The sequence below is a fragment of the Sulfurimonas sp. NW9 genome (assembly GCF_051132275.1).
Classification (GTDB): Bacteria; Campylobacterota; Campylobacteria; order Campylobacterales; family Sulfurimonadaceae; genus Sulfurimonas; species Sulfurimonas hydrogeniphila.
The window spans coordinates 1879842-1896930 of the sequence record NZ_CP093236.1 but is presented as its reverse complement, the minus strand read 5'-3'; the positions used below and the strand labels follow the sequence as shown (position 1 = coordinate 1896930).

At 37.6% G+C, this 17089-nt stretch carries 20 protein-coding genes, 1 tRNA gene and 1 pseudogene; 9 read left to right on the top strand and 13 right to left on the bottom strand.

All coding sequences use genetic code 11. The annotated features are described in order from the left end of the window. Positions 1–18 precede the first annotated feature (18 nt). The 5 genes from hisA to MLC44_RS10755 all read left to right on the top strand — a co-directional run bounded on the left by hisA (position 19) and on the right by MLC44_RS10755 (position 4607). Positions 19–729 carry a 1-(5-phosphoribosyl)-5-[(5-phosphoribosylamino)methylideneamino]imidazole-4-carboxamide isomerase gene (hisA, locus tag MLC44_RS10775; protein ID WP_434657302.1) on the top strand — a complete coding sequence of 237 codons (711 nt, stop codon included), beginning with the start codon at positions 19–21 and terminating at the stop codon, positions 727–729. Positions 730–798: 69 nt separating this feature from the next. Further along, complete coding sequence (locus MLC44_RS10770; protein ID WP_151899728.1) at positions 799–1173, top strand: chemotaxis response regulator CheY; 375 nt, start codon at positions 799–801, stop codon at positions 1171–1173. Continuing rightward, on the top strand, positions 1173–2006 hold the full coding sequence (locus MLC44_RS10765) for a 50S ribosomal protein L11 methyltransferase (protein ID WP_151899729.1): 834 nt from the start codon (positions 1173–1175) through the stop codon (positions 2004–2006). The genes MLC44_RS10770 and MLC44_RS10765 overlap by 1 nt, the downstream gene beginning before the upstream one ends. A 2-nt stretch (positions 2007–2008) precedes the next feature. Continuing rightward, positions 2009–3985 carry an ATP-dependent zinc metalloprotease FtsH gene (gene ftsH, locus MLC44_RS10760; RefSeq protein ID WP_346389844.1) on the top strand — a complete coding sequence of 659 codons (1977 nt, stop codon included), beginning with the start codon at positions 2009–2011 and terminating at the stop codon, positions 3983–3985. Then, the gene (locus MLC44_RS10755) at positions 3975–4607 is read left to right on the top strand and encodes a phosphatidylserine decarboxylase (protein ID WP_418640638.1); all 633 of its coding nucleotides are present in this window, start codon (positions 3975–3977) and stop codon (positions 4605–4607) included. Before ftsH ends, MLC44_RS10755 begins: the two co-directional genes overlap by 11 nt. A gap of 11 nt (positions 4608–4618) precedes the next feature. On the opposite strand, the gene MLC44_RS10750 is transcribed toward MLC44_RS10755, so the two are convergent. The 7 genes from MLC44_RS10750 to MLC44_RS10720 all read right to left on the bottom strand — a co-directional run bounded on the left by MLC44_RS10750 (position 4619) and on the right by MLC44_RS10720 (position 11176). Further along, a complete protein-coding gene (locus tag MLC44_RS10750) occupies positions 4619–6958 on the bottom strand; it encodes a tetratricopeptide repeat protein (RefSeq protein WP_434657298.1) in 2340 nt (779 codons plus the stop codon). A 244-nt stretch (positions 6959–7202) separates the two neighbouring features. After that, positions 7203–7394 carry a hypothetical protein gene (locus tag MLC44_RS10745; RefSeq protein ID WP_434657295.1) on the bottom strand — a complete coding sequence of 64 codons (192 nt, stop codon included), beginning with the start codon at positions 7392–7394 and terminating at the stop codon, positions 7203–7205. 86 nt (positions 7395–7480) lie between these two features. Then, positions 7481–8374: a hypothetical protein gene (locus MLC44_RS10740; RefSeq protein ID WP_434657293.1), complete on the bottom strand. Its 894-nt coding sequence runs from the start codon at positions 8372–8374 to the stop codon at positions 7481–7483. A gap of 57 nt (positions 8375–8431) precedes the next feature. After that, positions 8432–8508 (bottom strand) — tRNA-Met (locus tag MLC44_RS10735). Between the two features lie 67 nt (positions 8509–8575). Then, the gene (locus MLC44_RS10730; RefSeq protein ID WP_151901482.1) at positions 8576–8794 is read right to left on the bottom strand and encodes a cold-shock protein; all 219 of its coding nucleotides are present in this window, start codon (positions 8792–8794) and stop codon (positions 8576–8578) included. A 211-nt stretch (positions 8795–9005) separates the two neighbouring features. Further along, on the bottom strand, positions 9006–10256 hold the full coding sequence (serS, locus tag MLC44_RS10725; protein WP_151899735.1) for a serine--tRNA ligase: 1251 nt from the start codon (positions 10254–10256) through the stop codon (positions 9006–9008). Positions 10257–10264: 8 nt separating this feature from the next. After that, positions 10265–11176, bottom strand: coding sequence for a methylenetetrahydrofolate reductase (locus tag MLC44_RS10720; protein ID WP_346389848.1), 912 nt, complete (start codon positions 11174–11176; stop codon positions 10265–10267). A gap of 27 nt (positions 11177–11203) precedes the next feature. Here MLC44_RS10720 and serB point away from each other — a divergent pair, with 27 nt between their 5' ends. The 3 genes from serB to MLC44_RS10705 all read left to right on the top strand — a co-directional run bounded on the left by serB (position 11204) and on the right by MLC44_RS10705 (position 12558). Continuing rightward, complete coding sequence (gene serB / locus MLC44_RS10715; RefSeq protein WP_346389924.1) at positions 11204–11860, top strand: phosphoserine phosphatase SerB; 657 nt, start codon at positions 11204–11206, stop codon at positions 11858–11860. Continuing rightward, positions 11854–12153, top strand: a complete 300-nt coding sequence (locus MLC44_RS10710) for a hypothetical protein (RefSeq protein ID WP_151899738.1) — start codon at positions 11854–11856, stop codon at positions 12151–12153. Before serB ends, MLC44_RS10710 begins: the two co-directional genes overlap by 7 nt. 66 nt (positions 12154–12219) lie before the next feature. Next, positions 12220–12558: a cytochrome C gene (locus tag MLC44_RS10705; protein WP_151899739.1), complete on the top strand. Its 339-nt coding sequence runs from the start codon at positions 12220–12222 to the stop codon at positions 12556–12558. On the opposite strand, the gene MLC44_RS10700 is transcribed toward MLC44_RS10705, so the two are convergent. The 6 genes from MLC44_RS10700 to rpsF form a co-directional block, all read right to left on the bottom strand. Further along, the gene (locus MLC44_RS10700; protein WP_434657290.1) at positions 12555–13019 is read right to left on the bottom strand and encodes a hypothetical protein; all 465 of its coding nucleotides are present in this window, start codon (positions 13017–13019) and stop codon (positions 12555–12557) included. The two genes, MLC44_RS10705 and MLC44_RS10700, sit on opposite strands and share 4 nt — an antisense overlap. Continuing rightward, positions 13001–13909: a hypothetical protein gene (locus MLC44_RS10695; RefSeq protein WP_434657288.1), complete on the bottom strand. Its 909-nt coding sequence runs from the start codon at positions 13907–13909 to the stop codon at positions 13001–13003. The genes MLC44_RS10700 and MLC44_RS10695 overlap by 19 nt, the downstream gene beginning before the upstream one ends. A 38-nt stretch (positions 13910–13947) precedes the next feature. Further along, positions 13948–14298 carry a hypothetical protein gene (locus tag MLC44_RS10690; protein WP_434657285.1) on the bottom strand — a complete coding sequence of 117 codons (351 nt, stop codon included), beginning with the start codon at positions 14296–14298 and terminating at the stop codon, positions 13948–13950. A 99-nt stretch (positions 14299–14397) separates the two neighbouring features. Next, positions 14398–14661, bottom strand: a complete 264-nt coding sequence (gene rpsR, locus MLC44_RS10685) for a 30S ribosomal protein S18 (protein WP_151899741.1) — start codon at positions 14659–14661, stop codon at positions 14398–14400. 26 nt (positions 14662–14687) lie between these two features. Beyond that, a complete protein-coding gene (locus MLC44_RS10680) occupies positions 14688–15245 on the bottom strand; it encodes a single-stranded DNA-binding protein (RefSeq protein ID WP_151899742.1) in 558 nt (185 codons plus the stop codon). A gap of 30 nt (positions 15246–15275) precedes the next feature. After that, the gene (gene rpsF / locus MLC44_RS10675; RefSeq protein ID WP_151899743.1) at positions 15276–15722 is read right to left on the bottom strand and encodes a 30S ribosomal protein S6; all 447 of its coding nucleotides are present in this window, start codon (positions 15720–15722) and stop codon (positions 15276–15278) included. 231 nt (positions 15723–15953) lie between these two features. Between rpsF and MLC44_RS10670 the strand changes: the two are divergent. After that, positions 15954–16993, top strand: a pseudogene (locus tag MLC44_RS10670) (HD domain-containing phosphohydrolase). Positions 16994–17089: the final 96 nt, after the last annotated feature.

The window sequence follows — 17089 nt, the reverse complement described above, 5'->3', positions numbered from 1 at the left end:
GAAAAGGAAGAGAGAAATATGACATTATATCCGGCAATAGATTTAAAAGACGGCAAAGCAGTCCGTTTGACAAAAGGTTTGATGGAGAGTGCGAAAATCTACTCAAACGAGCCTTATGAATTAGTGAAAAAATTTGAAGAAATGGGTGCGGAGTGGGTGCATCTGGTTGATTTAAACGGTGCATTTGCGGGAGAGCCTAAAAACCTTGAACAAATCATCAAAATTCGTCAAAACTCAGATGTAAAACTTGAACTTGGCGGTGGTATTCGTGATGAAGCAACGATTCAAAAGATGTTGGATATCGGAATTGACAGGATTATTTTAGGTTCTATTGCGGTAAAAGATCCTCAGTTTGTAAGAGATATGGCGGCAAAATATCCCATCGCAGTAGGCATAGATGCCATAGACGGATATGTGGCAGTCGAAGGCTGGGACGAAGTCAGTACCATGCGTGCGACTGATCTGGCAAAAGAGTTTGCAAATGCCGGTGTAGAGGCGATAATATGCACAGATGTCGGCAAAGACGGTACACTCAGCGGCGTCAATGTAGATTTTACGCTTGATATCGCAAGAGCCGGTAAAATAAGCACAATTGCAAGCGGCGGTGTGAAAGATGAAGATGATATAAAAGCTTTGATAGCCACGGGTGAAGTGGATGGTGTTATCATAGGAAAAGCTTATTATGAGGGCAGGTTGGATTTAGCCAAAATGTTTAAATTGGTAAATTAATAGCAAAACAAACAGAATTTTGCTATTATTAGATATAAATTATGCAAAATATTATGTAAAGGATTTCAATTGAAATTACTTGTTGTTGATGATAGTTCTACAATGCGCCGTATTATAAAAAATACATTGGCTCGACTTGGTTATAAAGATGTACTTGAAGGTGCAGACGGTGTTGAAGGCTGGGCGCAAATGGACGCAAATCCTGATATTGATATGCTGATCACAGACTGGAATATGCCTGAGATGAACGGGCTTGAGCTTGTCAAAAAAGTTCGTGCGGATGAGCGCTTTAAAGATACACCTATCATTATGGTTACGACTGAAGGTGGAAAAGCAGAGGTTATTACAGCACTTAAAGCCGGAGTAAACAATTATATTGTAAAACCGTTTACGCCTCAGGTTTTAAAAGAAAAACTTGCTGCCGTGATGGGTGTATCTGAGTAATGCAAGAGCATTACTACGAATTAGTAGTGAAAGTCTCTTCACATCATGAACTCTTTGCAGATTTTTTGGCAGATACTTTACCGATCGGGTTTGAAGAGACAGACAACGGATTCATTATAAGAAGTGAAGAAGAACTCGACACTATAATGTGGGGGATTGAGCAGTTTGCAGAGGCCTTACAAAAAGCACTCGGCAAATCTGTAGACGTAGAGTGTACACAAAAAAAACTCCAAAACAATGACTGGGTAGAATCTTATAAAAACAGTATAGAACCCCTTGTTATAGATAAATTTTACATCCATCCTACATGGAATGACAATCATCCAAACCTGATAAACATAGTAATAGATCCGGCGCTTGCTTTTGGTACAGGGCATCATCCGACAACTGCTTCTTCTTTGCGCGCAATTTCTCAACATGTGAAAAAGAATGACAGAGTTTTGGATGTAGGCTGCGGCAGCGGTATACTGGGCATTGCAGCTATGAAGCTTGGAGCTGTCGTGGATGCTTGTGACACGGACCCTGTATCGGTCGAAAATTCTATAAAAAATGCAAAATTGAATAATTTGGAGTTTCACTCCATATGGGAAGGTTCTGCTTCAAATTTGGATGAAAAGTACACTATAGTCGTGGCAAACATAGTTGCAGATGTGTTGACTTTTATTGCAAATGATCTGAAAAAAGCAATGGCAGAGGACGGAATCTTGATTTTATCAGGTATACTGAATAAGTATGAAGAAAAAGTTCTCAATGCTTATAAAGACTGTAAAATAACACAAAGAATAGCCCAGGACGAATGGGTTACATTAGTTTTAAAAAGAGAGAAAAAATAAAAATGGCAGATAACGAAAACAAAAACAACAATAACAACTTTTTTAATCAAAATCCACTGATAACATTTGCAATATTTTCAGTAGTAGTAATTTTGTTGTTTAAAGTAATGGTTGGAGAAGGTGCCGGCAACAGTTCTGTGATGGGAACATCAACAACAAGAATTAAGCCGGTTGACTATTCAGAGTTTAAAGCGCTTGTGAAATCCAAAGCAGTAAAAAAAGTTGAAATAGGCCAGACATATATCAGGGCCATATCAACAGACGGTTCAAAAATCTACACAACAAGAGTTGTCAAAGGGGACAATGAACTTATAAAGCTTTTGGACAAAGAAAAAATCGACTATACAGGCTTCAGTGAAACAAACTGGTTTACCGAGATGTTTGGCTGGCTGTTCCCATTTTTGATTATCATTGCCATCTGGATGTTTTTTGCCGGCCGTATGCAAAAAAGTATGGGTGGGGGACTGCTTGGAATGGGAAATTCCAAAAAGCTGATTAATTCGGAAAAACCGGATACAAAGTTTGATGATGTAGCCGGTGTGGAAGAAGCGAAAGAAGAGGTGCAGGAGATTGTAGATTTCTTAAAATATCCCGGTCGTTATGTGGAAATCGGTGCAAAAATTCCAAAAGGTGTTTTGCTGGTCGGAAGTCCCGGAACCGGTAAAACACTGCTTGCAAAGGCTGTTGCCGGAGAAGCGGAAGTCCCTTTTTTCTCAGTCAGCGGTTCGAGTTTTATAGAGATGTTTGTCGGTGTAGGTGCTGCGCGTGTAAGAGATCTGTTTGAACAGGCTAAAAAAGATGCGCCGAGTATTATATTTATAGATGAAATAGATGCTATCGGTAAAAGCCGTGCAGCCGGCGGCGTTATGGGCGGAAATGATGAACGGGAACAGACACTCAATCAGCTTTTGGCAGAGATGGACGGTTTTGGAACAGATACGCCTGTCATAATTTTAGCTGCAACCAACAGACCGGAAATTTTAGATCAGGCACTGTTGCGTCCCGGACGTTTTGACAGACAGGTCCTTGTTGACAAACCGGATTTTGAAGGGCGTGTCAAAATTTTGAAAGTACATGTAAAGAATGTCAAAATAGACAAAGATGTGGATTTAGAAGAGTTGGCCCGTTTGACAGCGGGACTCGCGGGAGCAGACCTGGCAAATATAGTCAATGAAGCAGCACTGCTTGCGGGAAGAAAAAGTCAAAAAACAGTGAAACAAAAAGATATGTATGAAGCGGTTGAGCGTGCCTTGGCAGGACTTGCTAAAAAATCTCGCCGTATCAATCCTAAAGAGAAAAAAATTGTTGCTTACCATGAAAGCGGACATGCTTTGATGGCAGAGACAACAGACGGAGCAAAAAAAGTTTCCAAAGTCTCTATAGTGCCTCGTGGTTTGGCAGCACTTGGTTATACACTGAACAAGCCTGAAGAAAACAAATATATGATGCAGATGCATGAACTGTGGGCAGAAGTAGATACTCTGCTTGGCGGGCGTGCTGCCGAAGAAGTATTTATCGGTGAAATTTCTACAGGTGCGGGAAATGATTTGGAACGTGCCACAGACATTATAAAATCAATGGTTCAGACATACGGGATGAGTGATATTGCAGGACTTATGGTGCTTGAAAAATCCCGTCAGTCATTTTTGGGCGGTCCGCAACAGGCGACACGTGAGTACAGTGAAAGAATGGCAGAGGAGATGGATGAATACATCAAAAAGTCATTGGATGAGCACTATAAAGCCGTTGTCAACCGCTTAAAAGAGTACAGTGGGGCGATTGAAGCAATGGTTGCACTGCTTTATAAAAAAGAGAATATTACAGGAGACGAAGTCAGAGAAATTATTATAAATTTTGAAAAAGAAAATGGCATAGAGTCTAAAGTTGTAGAAAACAGCGAGAGTATTGAAGAAGAGCTAAAAGCAGATGCCACCATGACAGACACCGAGAACAGTGACGGAAAAAGTGATGAAAAATAACCTTTTTATTATAAGCAAAAACGGGTATAAATATATTCTTTATGCCTTGTTTGCCGCCCTGGTATTTGGGCTTTTGGATTTAGAGTTTTTTTCATTTTCTGCTTTTGTTCTTGCACTGTTTTTTATGTACAGTTTCAGAAATCCGGAAAGAGAGAATACTTTTTTGGATGACAAAGCCGTAGTCTCTCCTGTTGACGGCACTGTAAAATCTATAGATACACTTGAAAGCGGTGAGTATGCCTACAGAATAGTTATAGAATCAGATTACAGAAATGTCGGTATATTGCGGATCCCTTTAAGCGGACGTCTTGAGAATGTCAAAACCACAAGGGGGGCAAGAACATCAAAAAAATCAAAGCTCTTTTATGATTTAAATGAACGTGCAGAACTTTTGTTTGTAGATACCCATAACAATAAAATAAAAGTTCTCCATAGACTCAAGCAGAGTTTTGCGCCGATTGCTATAGAAATCCCAGTCAGAGAAACCTTGCACAAAGGGACAAGATACGGGTTTGCAACGAACAGCGTTACCGAACTGTATCTTCCAAAGAATTTCAGACTGGACACTAAAGTAAACAATGAAGTCCAGGCAGTTCACTCTCTAATCGGTTATTTTACTTAGAAAGCAGTTTATTATCCATTGGGATGCTCTTTCATAAACAAGAGTTTGTCTGTATCAATATTAAATTCAAAATATTCTGATTCGAAGCTGTCATCATCTATTTTTTGCAGTTGAATGGCTGCTCCTTCATTGTTCTTGATCTCCATATACAAAAGGGCGAGTGCATATCTGGCTTCATAAAAATTTTCATTTTTCATTTTTGATAACTCAAGCAATGCTATTGCATTGGCATGATGTTTGGCCGCAGTTGATGCAACAGCTCCCAAATAGAGTGTATAAGCATCCTGTACTTTTAACTCGTCAATTAAATGATTGTAATGGGTATAGGCTTCTTCAAAGTTTTTATTATACAGGAGTGTCAAAGCCAAAGCGCTTTCTATGTCCTGTATATCAGTATCTTTTGTCTGTAAAACATACTTTAGCTGCTCTTGTAGGTAGTAGAGCCTTCCGGTGATTAAATGTTCCTGTATATATGTGTATCTTGTAATGAAAGGGCCGTAATATAAATCAGTATAGGTGAATTGCTGAGTGTTTAAGTATTTCAAGACCTCTTCTGCGTATTTTGGTATGGTATACCCGGTAAAATGTGTATCTATATAGATCATATGCGGCAGGATATCATGAGGAAACATGACTGTGAGTTTGGATGCAGCAGATTTTGCTCTGTCCAAATTTTTTGTTTTCATTCCAATAAGTACCTTGAGCATAAGATACAAAGGTCTTTGTTTGTAGTCTTTGTCAAGCCATTCAATTGCTGAGAGATAGTCATTGTCGTTGATATGTAAAAGAGTATTGTACAAGTCAATCTCTTCACTGCTGTTTTCGCCGGAGAGGGAATCTTTCAAAATAGATTCCAGTTTTGTGTAATCTTTATTTATAAGTTTGCTGGTCATGACAGCATAAACACCGGAAAGATAGTTTTTGGCATCTAAGTGATAGGAACGTAAAAAGTGTTTGTTTGCCTGGAGCATATCTCCCATTTGTGCATAGGTCAAGGCTAAATTATAGTGTAAAATAGAGTGTTTGGGCTGTATTTTAACAAGTTGCTGCAAGTCCTGGTTTGCCTCTCGAATTTTTAAAGAAAGAGCCTTTTTAATGGCTTTTGTTATGCCTATATCAACATTTGATGCAGAATAGCTTTTTTTCAGGTATTGCTGGGCAGATTGGATATTGTCAATATATATATTTGCATTTCCTTTTCTAATGTAGCTGATTGTCTGATTTGCATTAAAAATTTTATAGGGTGAAAAATAAAATATTTTCTGAAAATTAAGAAATTTTGAATTCTGAATTTTTTTCCTGTAGAGGGTTTGGGCTTTTTGGGGGTCAAATAAAGCATCTTTGAGTTTGACACTTACAGGATAAATCTTATAAATTTTTTGCGGATATTCATCTGTAACTTTTTTGAGTTGTGATGCCGCTTTTTTTGTATGTCCTGCTTTAAGGTTTATGTAACTGCGTGCCAATTTTGCCCTGAGGGGCTGATTGTTTTTTGTGATAGCAGTGTTGAGATGGTCAATTGCAAGATTAAAGTCACCTATCCGCGCATACAGCAGAGCCAGGCTGAAATCATCTACCTCTTCATTTATTTTTTCCAAAGCATCAATTGCATCATAGTTATTGTTATACAAAGCATTGATTTTCGCGCTTAAATGATTTTGTATAACCGGATATGCAGGATGATCTGTATTTTTGAGAGCATTTAAAGCACCAAGATAGTTTTTGTTATAATAGCTTATAAGGGTATAGTAATATGAGTACAAAGGCGAATTGATCTCATATGGCAAATAGGCATAAGCCAGGTCGATGTAGTATTTAAAACTGGATTGATCCTTTACATGTAATGAACATACTGCCGCATTTATAGCGCTTACACATCTTTTCTCATCATTGAGTATCGCATTTTGAAATGTTTTCAACGCCAGTGCATACTGCTTGTTTTTCATTTGGGCAACACCAAGATTGTATTGTGAGATGGCCTGCGAATAGTAGGCAATATTTTCATACAGAGTCAGAGCTTTTTCTTTTGCGCCTGTTGCATAGAGATAATTTGCTTTGGCAATCATATTTTCAAGTTTACTCTGTTCTATAACGGGAGCTTTTGCTTCTTTAAGCTTGTTTTCCAGGAGACTGAAATTGTCAACTTTTTTTGTAGAGGATTTTTTTATCAGCAAAAGTGCAGTAACAGTAATAAGCAACACAACAATAACAGCAATTCCTCCAAAAAGAATGATTTTTTTCTGTTTGGATTCTTCATCATTTTCATCAAGAACTTCGTCAGTTTGCTCATGCGAATGCAATACTGCATCACTGTCTTCTATGATTATTATCTCTTCTTGTGCATCAGCCATTGACTACCCTGTTAAATATTGCATCTTTTGTATTGAATAAGCAAAAAAAGTACCAATGCTCTGATCTCTCAAACAATATCATTATATCTTATATTTAAGGAGTATTATAGCAGTAACTACCTGATTTGATGCATACATTTTATCTGATAGCAGGGGTAGGTATCATGGTTGCAGTACTGAGTCTTTTTATATTTGTGATGCGTTATTCAAACACGAAAGAGTAAATAAAACTCTTTCGCCTCTTTTAGCATTGTGTTGGATCTTTGAGACAAATTTGTCTTTGTTTTTCTATTTTTGCTTTTTTCATTTGTAAACTTGATCCTGTTGTTACATCATTGAGAACAAAGGCAAAAGATACAAGATATAAAAAGGAAAATCCGCCAATTAAAGCAATGATGACATAAATGTTGAAATATTTTGAGAGTCTTTTTTTCATAGCGTCCTCCTTAAAGGATATGCTACTATCTTATTGCAAAGAAACTTAATATATATAAATAATTTTAATATAATTGCAGTTCTTAATTAATCTCTTTTACTGCACTCCTGCAGAATATGCTTAATGATTGCATCATAATCAAGGTTAAGTCCTGCTGCAAAAGTTTCAATAAAGGAGCTGTTTTTGTCAGTAATATCAGGATTGAGATTTGTCCGCATAAAAAAACACTGACCGCTTTGGTTTGTTCTTATACTGATTTGCCCAAAATCTCTGATACCAAGATCAATATAGGCATCTATTGCAAGATTTTCAACACTCTCTTTGATTGTTTGGTCTTCAATATTTTCCAGAATTTTTTTATTTCCGTTGTTTGATCGTAAAACCTTTGCAGAGGAGATCAGCATAGCATCTTCTTTTGTTTTTATGATGGATACAAGATAGTCTTCTCCATCGAGATACTCTTCAATCAAAACAGGAACATTATATTTATTAGAAAGAGAAGAAACGCTTTTTTCAAATTCGCTGAAACTATTGACAGTAAAACATTTGTTTTCTTCTTGACATTGCAGGGAACGGGCAGGTTTAACAACCAGGGGATAATTAATAGGTATGTCGTAATCACGCAAATATTTTTCTGCATCGGCAATAAAATATCTTGATGTACTGATACCTTTTTCTTTAAGATAGGATTTTGCCAGTTCTGTATCTGCATCAAAGAGCAAAGCTTTTTTATCTGAACCGGTAAAGTTGATATTGTGTTTTTTGAAAAATTCACAGAGCCAAATTTTTTCTCCGTCTTCAGTGACAATATTGTTAAGAGTAAGGATAGCCAAGTGAGGTTTTCTTTGTACTGTCTGGTGTAGGTCTTGTATGGTGTGGCATTCATGAACTTCAGCAGTATATCCAAGGGATGCTATAGCATGTAAGATGGTATTTTCTTGTAAATGTTCATTTCTTGCTGTTATGATTTCTATATTCACTACTGCGTATCCTTGGTAAAATTAACTGGCTACATAAGTGTTGTAATTTTTGTGATTTGGTTGCGGAAGCAAGATTTGAACTTGCGACCTTCGGGTTATGAGCCCGACGAGCTACCGAACTGCTCTATTCCGCGATATTTGAGTCTAAAGTGGATGTTAAAAAGAGCAGACAGTTTTGATAAACTGCCCGCTGTGAAGATGTTACAGACCTGTAACGTTTTCTGCTTGTGGACCTTTGTCACCCTGACCGACTTCAAAAGTTACTTTTTGACCTTCGTCAAGTGAAACACGAGAGTGTCCGTTGTCATTAATTTGACGATAATGTACAAATACATCTTTGCCGCCATCTTCTACTTCGATAAATCCGAAACCTTTGTCGCTGTTGAACCATTTAACTGTTCCATTTTGTAATGTTGCCATTGTAAATCCTTGTTTGTTTGAGTACACCAAATTTCTTTGATGATAAAAATCTAATATAAAGTTTTTCTTTTAGGTGAATGTACTGGAAACAAAGAAGTTATCAATATAAAGCAATCTAAAGATGTAACTAGAATCATCTTTTCTTGTTGGAAGTATATCTTAAAAAAAATTTAAATGCAAGGAATGTGAACAATTCTTTTTTGTAAAGTATTTACATCCCTAGATAAGGATGCAAAACTTCAGGAATATTTATGCTTCCGTCTTCATTTTGAAAGTTTTCCATAATGGCTACAAGTGTGCGGCCAACGGCAAGAGAAGAACCGTTGAGGGTATGTACGAGTTCATTCTTTTTCCCGTTTTTAAAACGGATTTTGGCACGTCTTGCCTGAAAGTCTCTTGTATTGCTTACAGAAGAAATTTCACGGTATTTGTTTTGTCCGGGCAGCCATACTTCAAGATCGATTGTTTTAGCCGCGGAAAAACCCAAATCTCCTGTACACAGAGTTACCAGTCTGTGCGGTAATTCCAAAGCAGTGAGTAAATCAGAGGCACATGTGACCATATTCTCAAAAATTATATCGCTTTCACCCGGTGTAGAAATGCTTACAAGTTCTACTTTATGAAACTGATGCTGGCGTATCATGCCTCTTGTGTCCCGTCCTGCAGCTCCGGCTTCTTTTCGAAAACATGAAGTATAGGCAGTCATTGTTTTTGGCAGTTCCTCTGTTGTGAGTATCTCATCCTGATAGAGATTTGTAAGAGGAACCTCGGCTGTAGGAATGAGGAAAAGCTCAGGATCCTCTACTTTGTATAAGTCATCTTCAAATTTTGGAAGCTGTCCTGTTCCTTCAAGGGCTTTTCTGTTGACAAGTGCAGGAACGCTGACCTCTTCAAATCCGCGTTCACGGTTAAAGTCAAGCATAAAGTTTATAAGTGCGCGTTCCAGTCTTGCACCCATGCCAAAGCTGACAGAAAAGCGCGAAGTTGCCAGTTTGACACCGCGTTCAAAGTCTATCCAGCCGTTTTGTTCTGCCAGTTCCCAGTGCTCTTTTGGGGTAAATGAAAATTCCCTTGGTGTGAGCACTTTTTTGATTTCGACATTGTCATCTTCATCTTCACCGTCTGGCACATCATCATCAGGTATATTGGGTATAGCCATTGCAAGCGCTTCGAGTTCTTCTTGACGAAGGCGTTGCACTTCCAAAGCATCAGCAATACGGATTTTATTTTCATCGACTTTTTTCTTCAGCTCTGAGACATCTTTGCCTTCACGTTTGTATACACCGAACTCTTTGCTCATAGCATTTTGCGCAGCCTGAAGGGTTTCAAAGTGGGATTTTGCCTCTTTGAGTTCTTCAAATTTTATTTTCACTTTTTCCAAAAGCTTTGCATCAACGCCTTTGCGCATCAGTTTTTTGCTTATACCGTCAAAATCTTTTTGCAATAGTTTTAAATCAATCATTTTATTCCTTATACTAATATGTCTTTGGCTATTTGAAACTGGTTCGCTGTCATCAGGTGAATCTTAGGATGGAGCTGCTTAAGCTCTTCAAAGAGTTTTTTACTAAGCTCAAATCCCACTTTATACTCCTCCTCTGCACCTTTTGTATTTGCCTCTCGGAGTTTGTCTATCCAGCAGGGAGGGACGTTGATTCCCGGTACATGGGATGACAAAAACTGTGCAGTGCGCAGCTTCGTGATAGGAAAAACTCCTAAAATAAGTTCTGCGTTTTTATTTTCACGGCAACACTCTTTGTTTGCTTTTTCTTTGAGTTCCAAAAGCTGTTTTGCATTTTCAACATCATATACCGGCTGTGTTATGATACCTACTGCTCCATGTTTAATTTTCTTTTGCATCTTTTTTTGGAGTGTTTTTGGGTTTTTTGCATAGGAGTTGACAACTGCAAAGGGGTGTATCTGTTTTGGTGCAACATTAAAAGGTTTTGCTGCATAATCCATACCGGAGTTTAAAGCGGCAATGATGTCCAGAAGCAAAGAGCTGTCACCTTCAAAAACACCTTTTGTATTGGGTTGGTCAGAGATGGTGGCAGGGTCTCCCGTGAGTGCCAGGATGGCTCTGATGTCAACTTCGTTTGCCCCGAGCAAATCAGACTGCAGGGCAATTTTGTTTCTGTCGCGCATACTCATCGTTGCAATAACAGGCTTGTGAAATCTCTCTTGGAGCAGTTTGGCGGCAAAAAGAGCATTGTACTTGAGTTTTGCCAAAGGATTGTCTGTGGTGGAAAATCCATCGACTAAATCTGCAAGCCCGAGTGTTTCTATTTTGTCTATCGTCGGTGTAAAAGTTGCCGAATGCCCGGGTGTAGTTTCAAGAGTAATATATCTGTCGTTTTTTAATTTATGTATCAGTGTGTCAAACAAAAAAAATCCTAATTCGCTATAATTGCGATATTATATACAAAAGAGAGAAAATTTATGCTAAAACTTGCAGTATTTGACTTTGATTCTACATTAATGGACGGTGAAACAATTGATTTTTTTGCGGATGAATTGGGAATAGGCGAAGAGGTCGCCCGCATCACAGAAGAGGCCATGAGCGGAAGACTTGATTTTTTTGAATCTTTACAGCAAAGAGTAGGGCTGCTAAAAGGGCTGGATTATGCAGTTGTTGAAAAAATAGCACATAATCTGCCTTATATGCCAGGAGCACGTGAGACCATAGCAGAATTGAAAAACAGAGGCATGAAAGTTGTCTGTTTCAGCGGCGGTTTTAGAACGGCGACTTCCTATGCAAAAGATATTTTAGGATATGATGCTGATTTTTCCAATGCTTTACATGTAAAGAACGGAAAGCTTACCGGACTTGTGGGCGGCGATATGATGTTTAACTTCTCAAAAGGCGATATGTTGGTAAGACTTCAAAATATTTTGGGTATCAACGAAGAAGAGACATTGGTTTGCGGTGACGGCGCAAATGATCTTTCAATGTTTGCCCATGCAGGGACTCGGATTGCTTTTTGTGCAAGAGACATTTTAAAACGTGAAGCAAATATAATAATACAAACAAAAGATTTAACACAAATATTAAAGGAAATACAATGCTAGAGAGTACAGTGTGGAGACAATATCATAATGACAACAGTTTTAGAGAAAAACTTGCAGAGTTTTGTAGACTTGATACTGTAGATCTGATAGAAGATGACAAAGAACTTTATGCGGCGCTCAAAGCAAAACTGACAAAAAAAGAGCTGAAACTTTTTGCAATGGATACGGCAGGGATTGCTCAAGGGATAATTAAAAAAGAGTTTGCATATACTGATGAAGAGTTGGAAAAAGCAAAATTCAAGCTCTATAAAAAGTTAATTCAGGATAAAACAAGGCTCAGTTTCAGAGTATAGATTAATCTATAATTTATGAAGATGTCAGTAACATATCACAATGTTATAAGATGTAAAGGAAAGTAAATGAAAAAAATGACTTCATTGTTATTGGCTGCTGCAGTGGCCGGGTCTGTTTTTACAACAAGTGCGACAGCTGATGCAAGCAAAGGGCAAAGGTTTTATTTAAAAAAGCTGAAAATCTGTAAGAAAGACGGACTGAAAAATGGAGCTGTATTTGCGATAAAACATGACCGTAAAGGTTGGGCTTCTTTAAAAGAGTCTGGAAAACTTCAAGAAGAATGGATGAAAATTTGTCCTCATGGCGTGAAAAAAATTAAGAAAATGAAAGAAAAAGATGTGAAAAACCTTTATGACTTTGTCTGGAAATATGCAGCAGACGGTGAAGTCCCGACCTGTGGTTAATGACGAGAGTGTTTGTTTAAAATGATTTTTAAACTTACTCTTCTTGATTTTTCTTTATGCTCTGTGTGATTGGTTATAATTCTATTTCTATAGTTAAGACCGCTCCCCTTTAAAATATGCGTTAAATATTTTTGCTTTGTTGGGTTTTGTACCAAGAAAAGCGACTTGAACGCTTCATAGGAGCGTTTCATAGAGAGCTCTTCATTGTTTAAAAATCTCCCTGAAAAGGTACTGTTTTTCCACTCGCTGGAAGTATGTCCATTGATCTCTAAAGTTTTTACCTGCATTCTGTGTGTATATAAAAAATTTACTAATTTTGTAAAAAATTCTCTAAAAAACTTTTTTTGCTGTTTGCCGAGTTTGTATTCTCCTGCCTTAAAATAAAGATTTTTAGCAGTAAATTCAATAGTTAGATCTTTTTTTATGATAACTTTTTTCGTGTCTATTTCTTTTTGAAACAACTGACGCAGCTGCGTGTAGAAATCCAGTGTGTTTCTTGCAATCTGGCAATTGTAGCATCTTTGTTGAGTTTGAGAATCCACATATTGTTTTCATTGGAATTTTTGTCTGTATGTATACCGGCTACACCTACCTGGGAGTTTGCTAAAATGACAGCTTTGTTAAAAACATCATAATTTTCTCCTCCGTAATGTTCCTGTTTTAAAAGTTTCAGATTTTTGCTGATTATCATCGCCAGACCATCAGTATTGAAACTGTCCCGGACAAAGCCAACTCCAATTAATGTGCCGTCACTGAACTCCTTGAGATCGTTGATTTGGCTTGAGTATGTTGTACTGATTTCACTGTCAATCAAGATGTTTTTATATATATCAAATTTTACAAGGCGTATTTGCTTTTTGTGCATGGTATCTGTTTTGGCTAATGATATGACAAAATTATGATCTTTGAGCCTGAGTAAACTTACAGGTTCATTAAAACCATTGTCCGGAATCTCTTTGAGCCATATATTATCGCCGTTTTGGGTTAATCTTGAGATGTTGACAGCTGTTTTCATTTTTGTATGTGTTGTGCTGAGAACTATTATTGAACCGTCATCGGCTTCTGAAGCATCTATCCCCTGATCATCATACTGTGTGCCGTATTTTTTAGTCCACAGCAGATGTGCATCTTTGTCAAACCTGCTTATGCATACATCATCATTGCCCAAACCGCTTTGAAACATGTTGTCTTGCGTTGATCTGGAAGTAAAAGAGGTGCCTATTGCTAATACTCCGCCGTCTTTCAAGCTAACAAGTTTATGGATTGTATTATTGTTTTTAGTACCAAAGGAGACTGATCGCTGCAGGTGCAAAGCAGCGTCGAGTAACACCAAGAGTTGTGACCCACCCATTGTGTATCCGCCTATAATATATCCATTCGCAGGTGTTTTTACAAAGGAGGCCGGTTTTGCAAATTGTGTAAGGGAATGATTTTCGACTGTATGATTTGTGCTTTGTCATTCACTTTAATAAGTTCTATTTTGGCACCGTATTTATTTGAAATGTTCTGCAGGTATGCAAAAGGATCATTATATGTTTTATATGTTTTGTCAGCATGTAAACTTTGTTTTTTGAAGTCATATGTAAAACCAAGAGCACTCAAGGTTCCGTCATAATTTTGGGTGATATCAACCAAAGCTGACTGAAAAGGTTTATGAATAATGAGTGCAAAATCATCAGATGTTTTTGCATGAAGCAAAAAATTATGGAATATCAGTAAAATAAATAAAGTTAGTTTCATAGGACTGCTTTTTTAGATAAACTATAGCAATAAATATTCCTAAGTGGTGTTTGTCGGGAAAGTTTAAGGGATGAAGTGGTGCAAAAGCACCAGGAAAACCTATTTCAGGTTTTCAAATGGTGCAGTTACAACTTGCTTACGGCTTACAGTATAAGGAACTAAAGCTGCTGCACGAGCACGTTTGATTACTACTGTAATCATATCTTGGTGACGTTTACAGTTTCCTGTTAAACGACGTGGCATAATTTTATATCTTTCTGATAATGAAAAACGTAAACTTGCTACTTCTTTGTAATCCATGAAGTCAACTTTTGCTTCACAGTATTTACAATATCTTTTTTTGTATTTTCTTTTTTCTGACATGGTATACCCTTTGTATCTATTTTTTTCTAAAACGGAATTTCATCTTCATCTATATCAATTTCAGGAATAGAGCTGCTGCTTGGCATTTCACGACTCTGAGACGCTGCTTGATTGTTATTGTAACTGTTTTGCTGCTGTGGTGCCTGGTAACTTTGCTGTTGTTGCACAGGCGGCTGTTGGTACCCTTGCGGTTCTCCCTGCGCAGGTGCGTTATATCCACTGTTTTGTGCCGGTGCATTATAACCGCCGCCTTGGTTGTCACCCTTGGAATCAAGCATTTGCATAGTTTCTACAATAACAGAATGTTTCGATCTTTTTTGTCCGTTTTGGTCAACCCACTGTTCAAAGTTTAATCTTCCCTCAACAAGGATTTTACTTCCTTTTCTGAGGTATTGGTTTGCAACTTCTGCACTTCTTCCGAAGAATGTGATATCTACAAAACAGACTTCCTCTTTCTTTTCTCCATTGCTGGTGAATTTACGGCTTGTAGCAATTGCAGTTTTTGCAATTCCCATTCCCCCTTGAGAATATCTAAGTTCGATATCACGCGTCAAGTTACCAACTAAAATTATTTTATTGAACATAAGTTTTCCTTCATTTTATAGCGAATGCTATTACTCAGCTGCTGCTTCTGTTGCCGGAGCTTCTGTTGCTTCTTCTGCTTTTGGAGCTTCTTCTGTTTGTGCTTCAGCTGCAGGAGCTTCTTCTGCTTTTGGAGCTTCAGGTGCTTTGTTTGCTTTTTTTACAAGTTCATTCCATGCTTTTATTTCACGGTTTGAATCATATTTGATCGTTATAAATCTTAAAAGGTCTTCGTTGATACGGAAACGTCTTTCAATTTCAGCGATTGCAGCAGGTGCTACTGAGTAGTAGATTACATAGTAGTAACCACGTTCGTTTTTTTCAATTGGGTATGCTAATTTTCTCATTCCCATAGCGTTTGTCGCTGCAATTTCTCCACCGTTTGAAGTAATAACTTCTTCAACTGCTTTGACGCTGGCCTGGATTTCTTCTGCAGTAAAAGTAGGTTTTACGATTACTAGGTTTTCGTAGTGTCTCATATAGTATGATCTCCTCTTGGTATTGCCTAATTCTAGGCTTTTGTTTCCCTTTCGGATCTGAATATAGTGCCAATTCTGACATTACAAAGAGAAAGGAACTCGAAATTATACATAAGTTTTGCTTAAAAAAAGCAAATTGAATATATTTATCTTCTTTTAAGTGGTTCTTTATTTGTTTTTAGTTTAAATAGATTAATTTAAATTATACAGTATGAAGGGCATGATGAGAGTATGAGTTATAAAGTTTTGATTGTGGATGATGTGATAGAAAATATTCAGGTAGCGATGAATATTCTCAAAGAAGAGGGATATGACTTTTCATATGCCAAAAACGGGGAAGAAGCTTTAGCCCTTCTGGATTTTAATAATTTTGATTTGGTACTGCTTGATATTATGATGCCTGGTATAGACGGATATGAAGTATGCCGACGGATGAAAAACGATCCAAGACTCGTAGATATTCCTGTTGTCTTTTTAACTGCAAAATCAGATATAGACTCTATGACCAGAGCATTTGAAGTAGGTGGGGTGGATTACCTTACAAAGCCTTTTCATGCGAATGAGCTTCTGGCCCGAACAAAAACACATCTTGAACTTTATACTGCAAAAAAAATACTTCAAATTCACAACCTGTCTTTGCAGACAAAATTAAAAGAGGAACAAAAACGTATATACAGTGAACTTGAAGAGAATCAGAAGGAGATGATTTTTATTTTAACAGAACTTGTTGAATCTGTATCGGATGAGACAGGCAGACACATAAAACGTGTGGCGGAGTACAGCAGACTTTTGGCACAGTATCATCCTGCTGTTTCGGAGGGAGATGCTGATGTGATTTATCATGCAAGTCCTATGCATGACATTGGGAAGATGGGCATCCCTGAAAATATTTTGCACAAAAAAGGTTCCCTCACAAAAGAAGAATTTGAAGTGATGAAAACGCATACTGAAATCGCCCATAAATACCTGAAAATCTCAAACAGAAAACTGATGAAAGCGGCAGATATAATTGCTTATGAACATCATGAAAAATACAACGGAGCGGGCTATCCTCGCGGGCTTCAGGCAGAGATATTCACATATTTGCCCGTATTGTAGCCTTAGCGGATGTGTTTGATGCTTTGACACATAAAAGGGTCTACAAAGATGCCTGGAGTATAGATGATGCAGTCAATTATATACAAGAACACAGTGGAGATCATTTTGATCCGGAATTGGTTGCTATTTTTAAAGAACATCTTGATGAATTCATTGCAATTGCACAGGATTAGTTTTCTTTTTTTTGTATTTTTTATACTTCGGCTCTTTTTGGAGTTACATTTTCTTCGCAGGAAAAAGAGTGGATAAAAGAGCATCCCGTCGTTCGT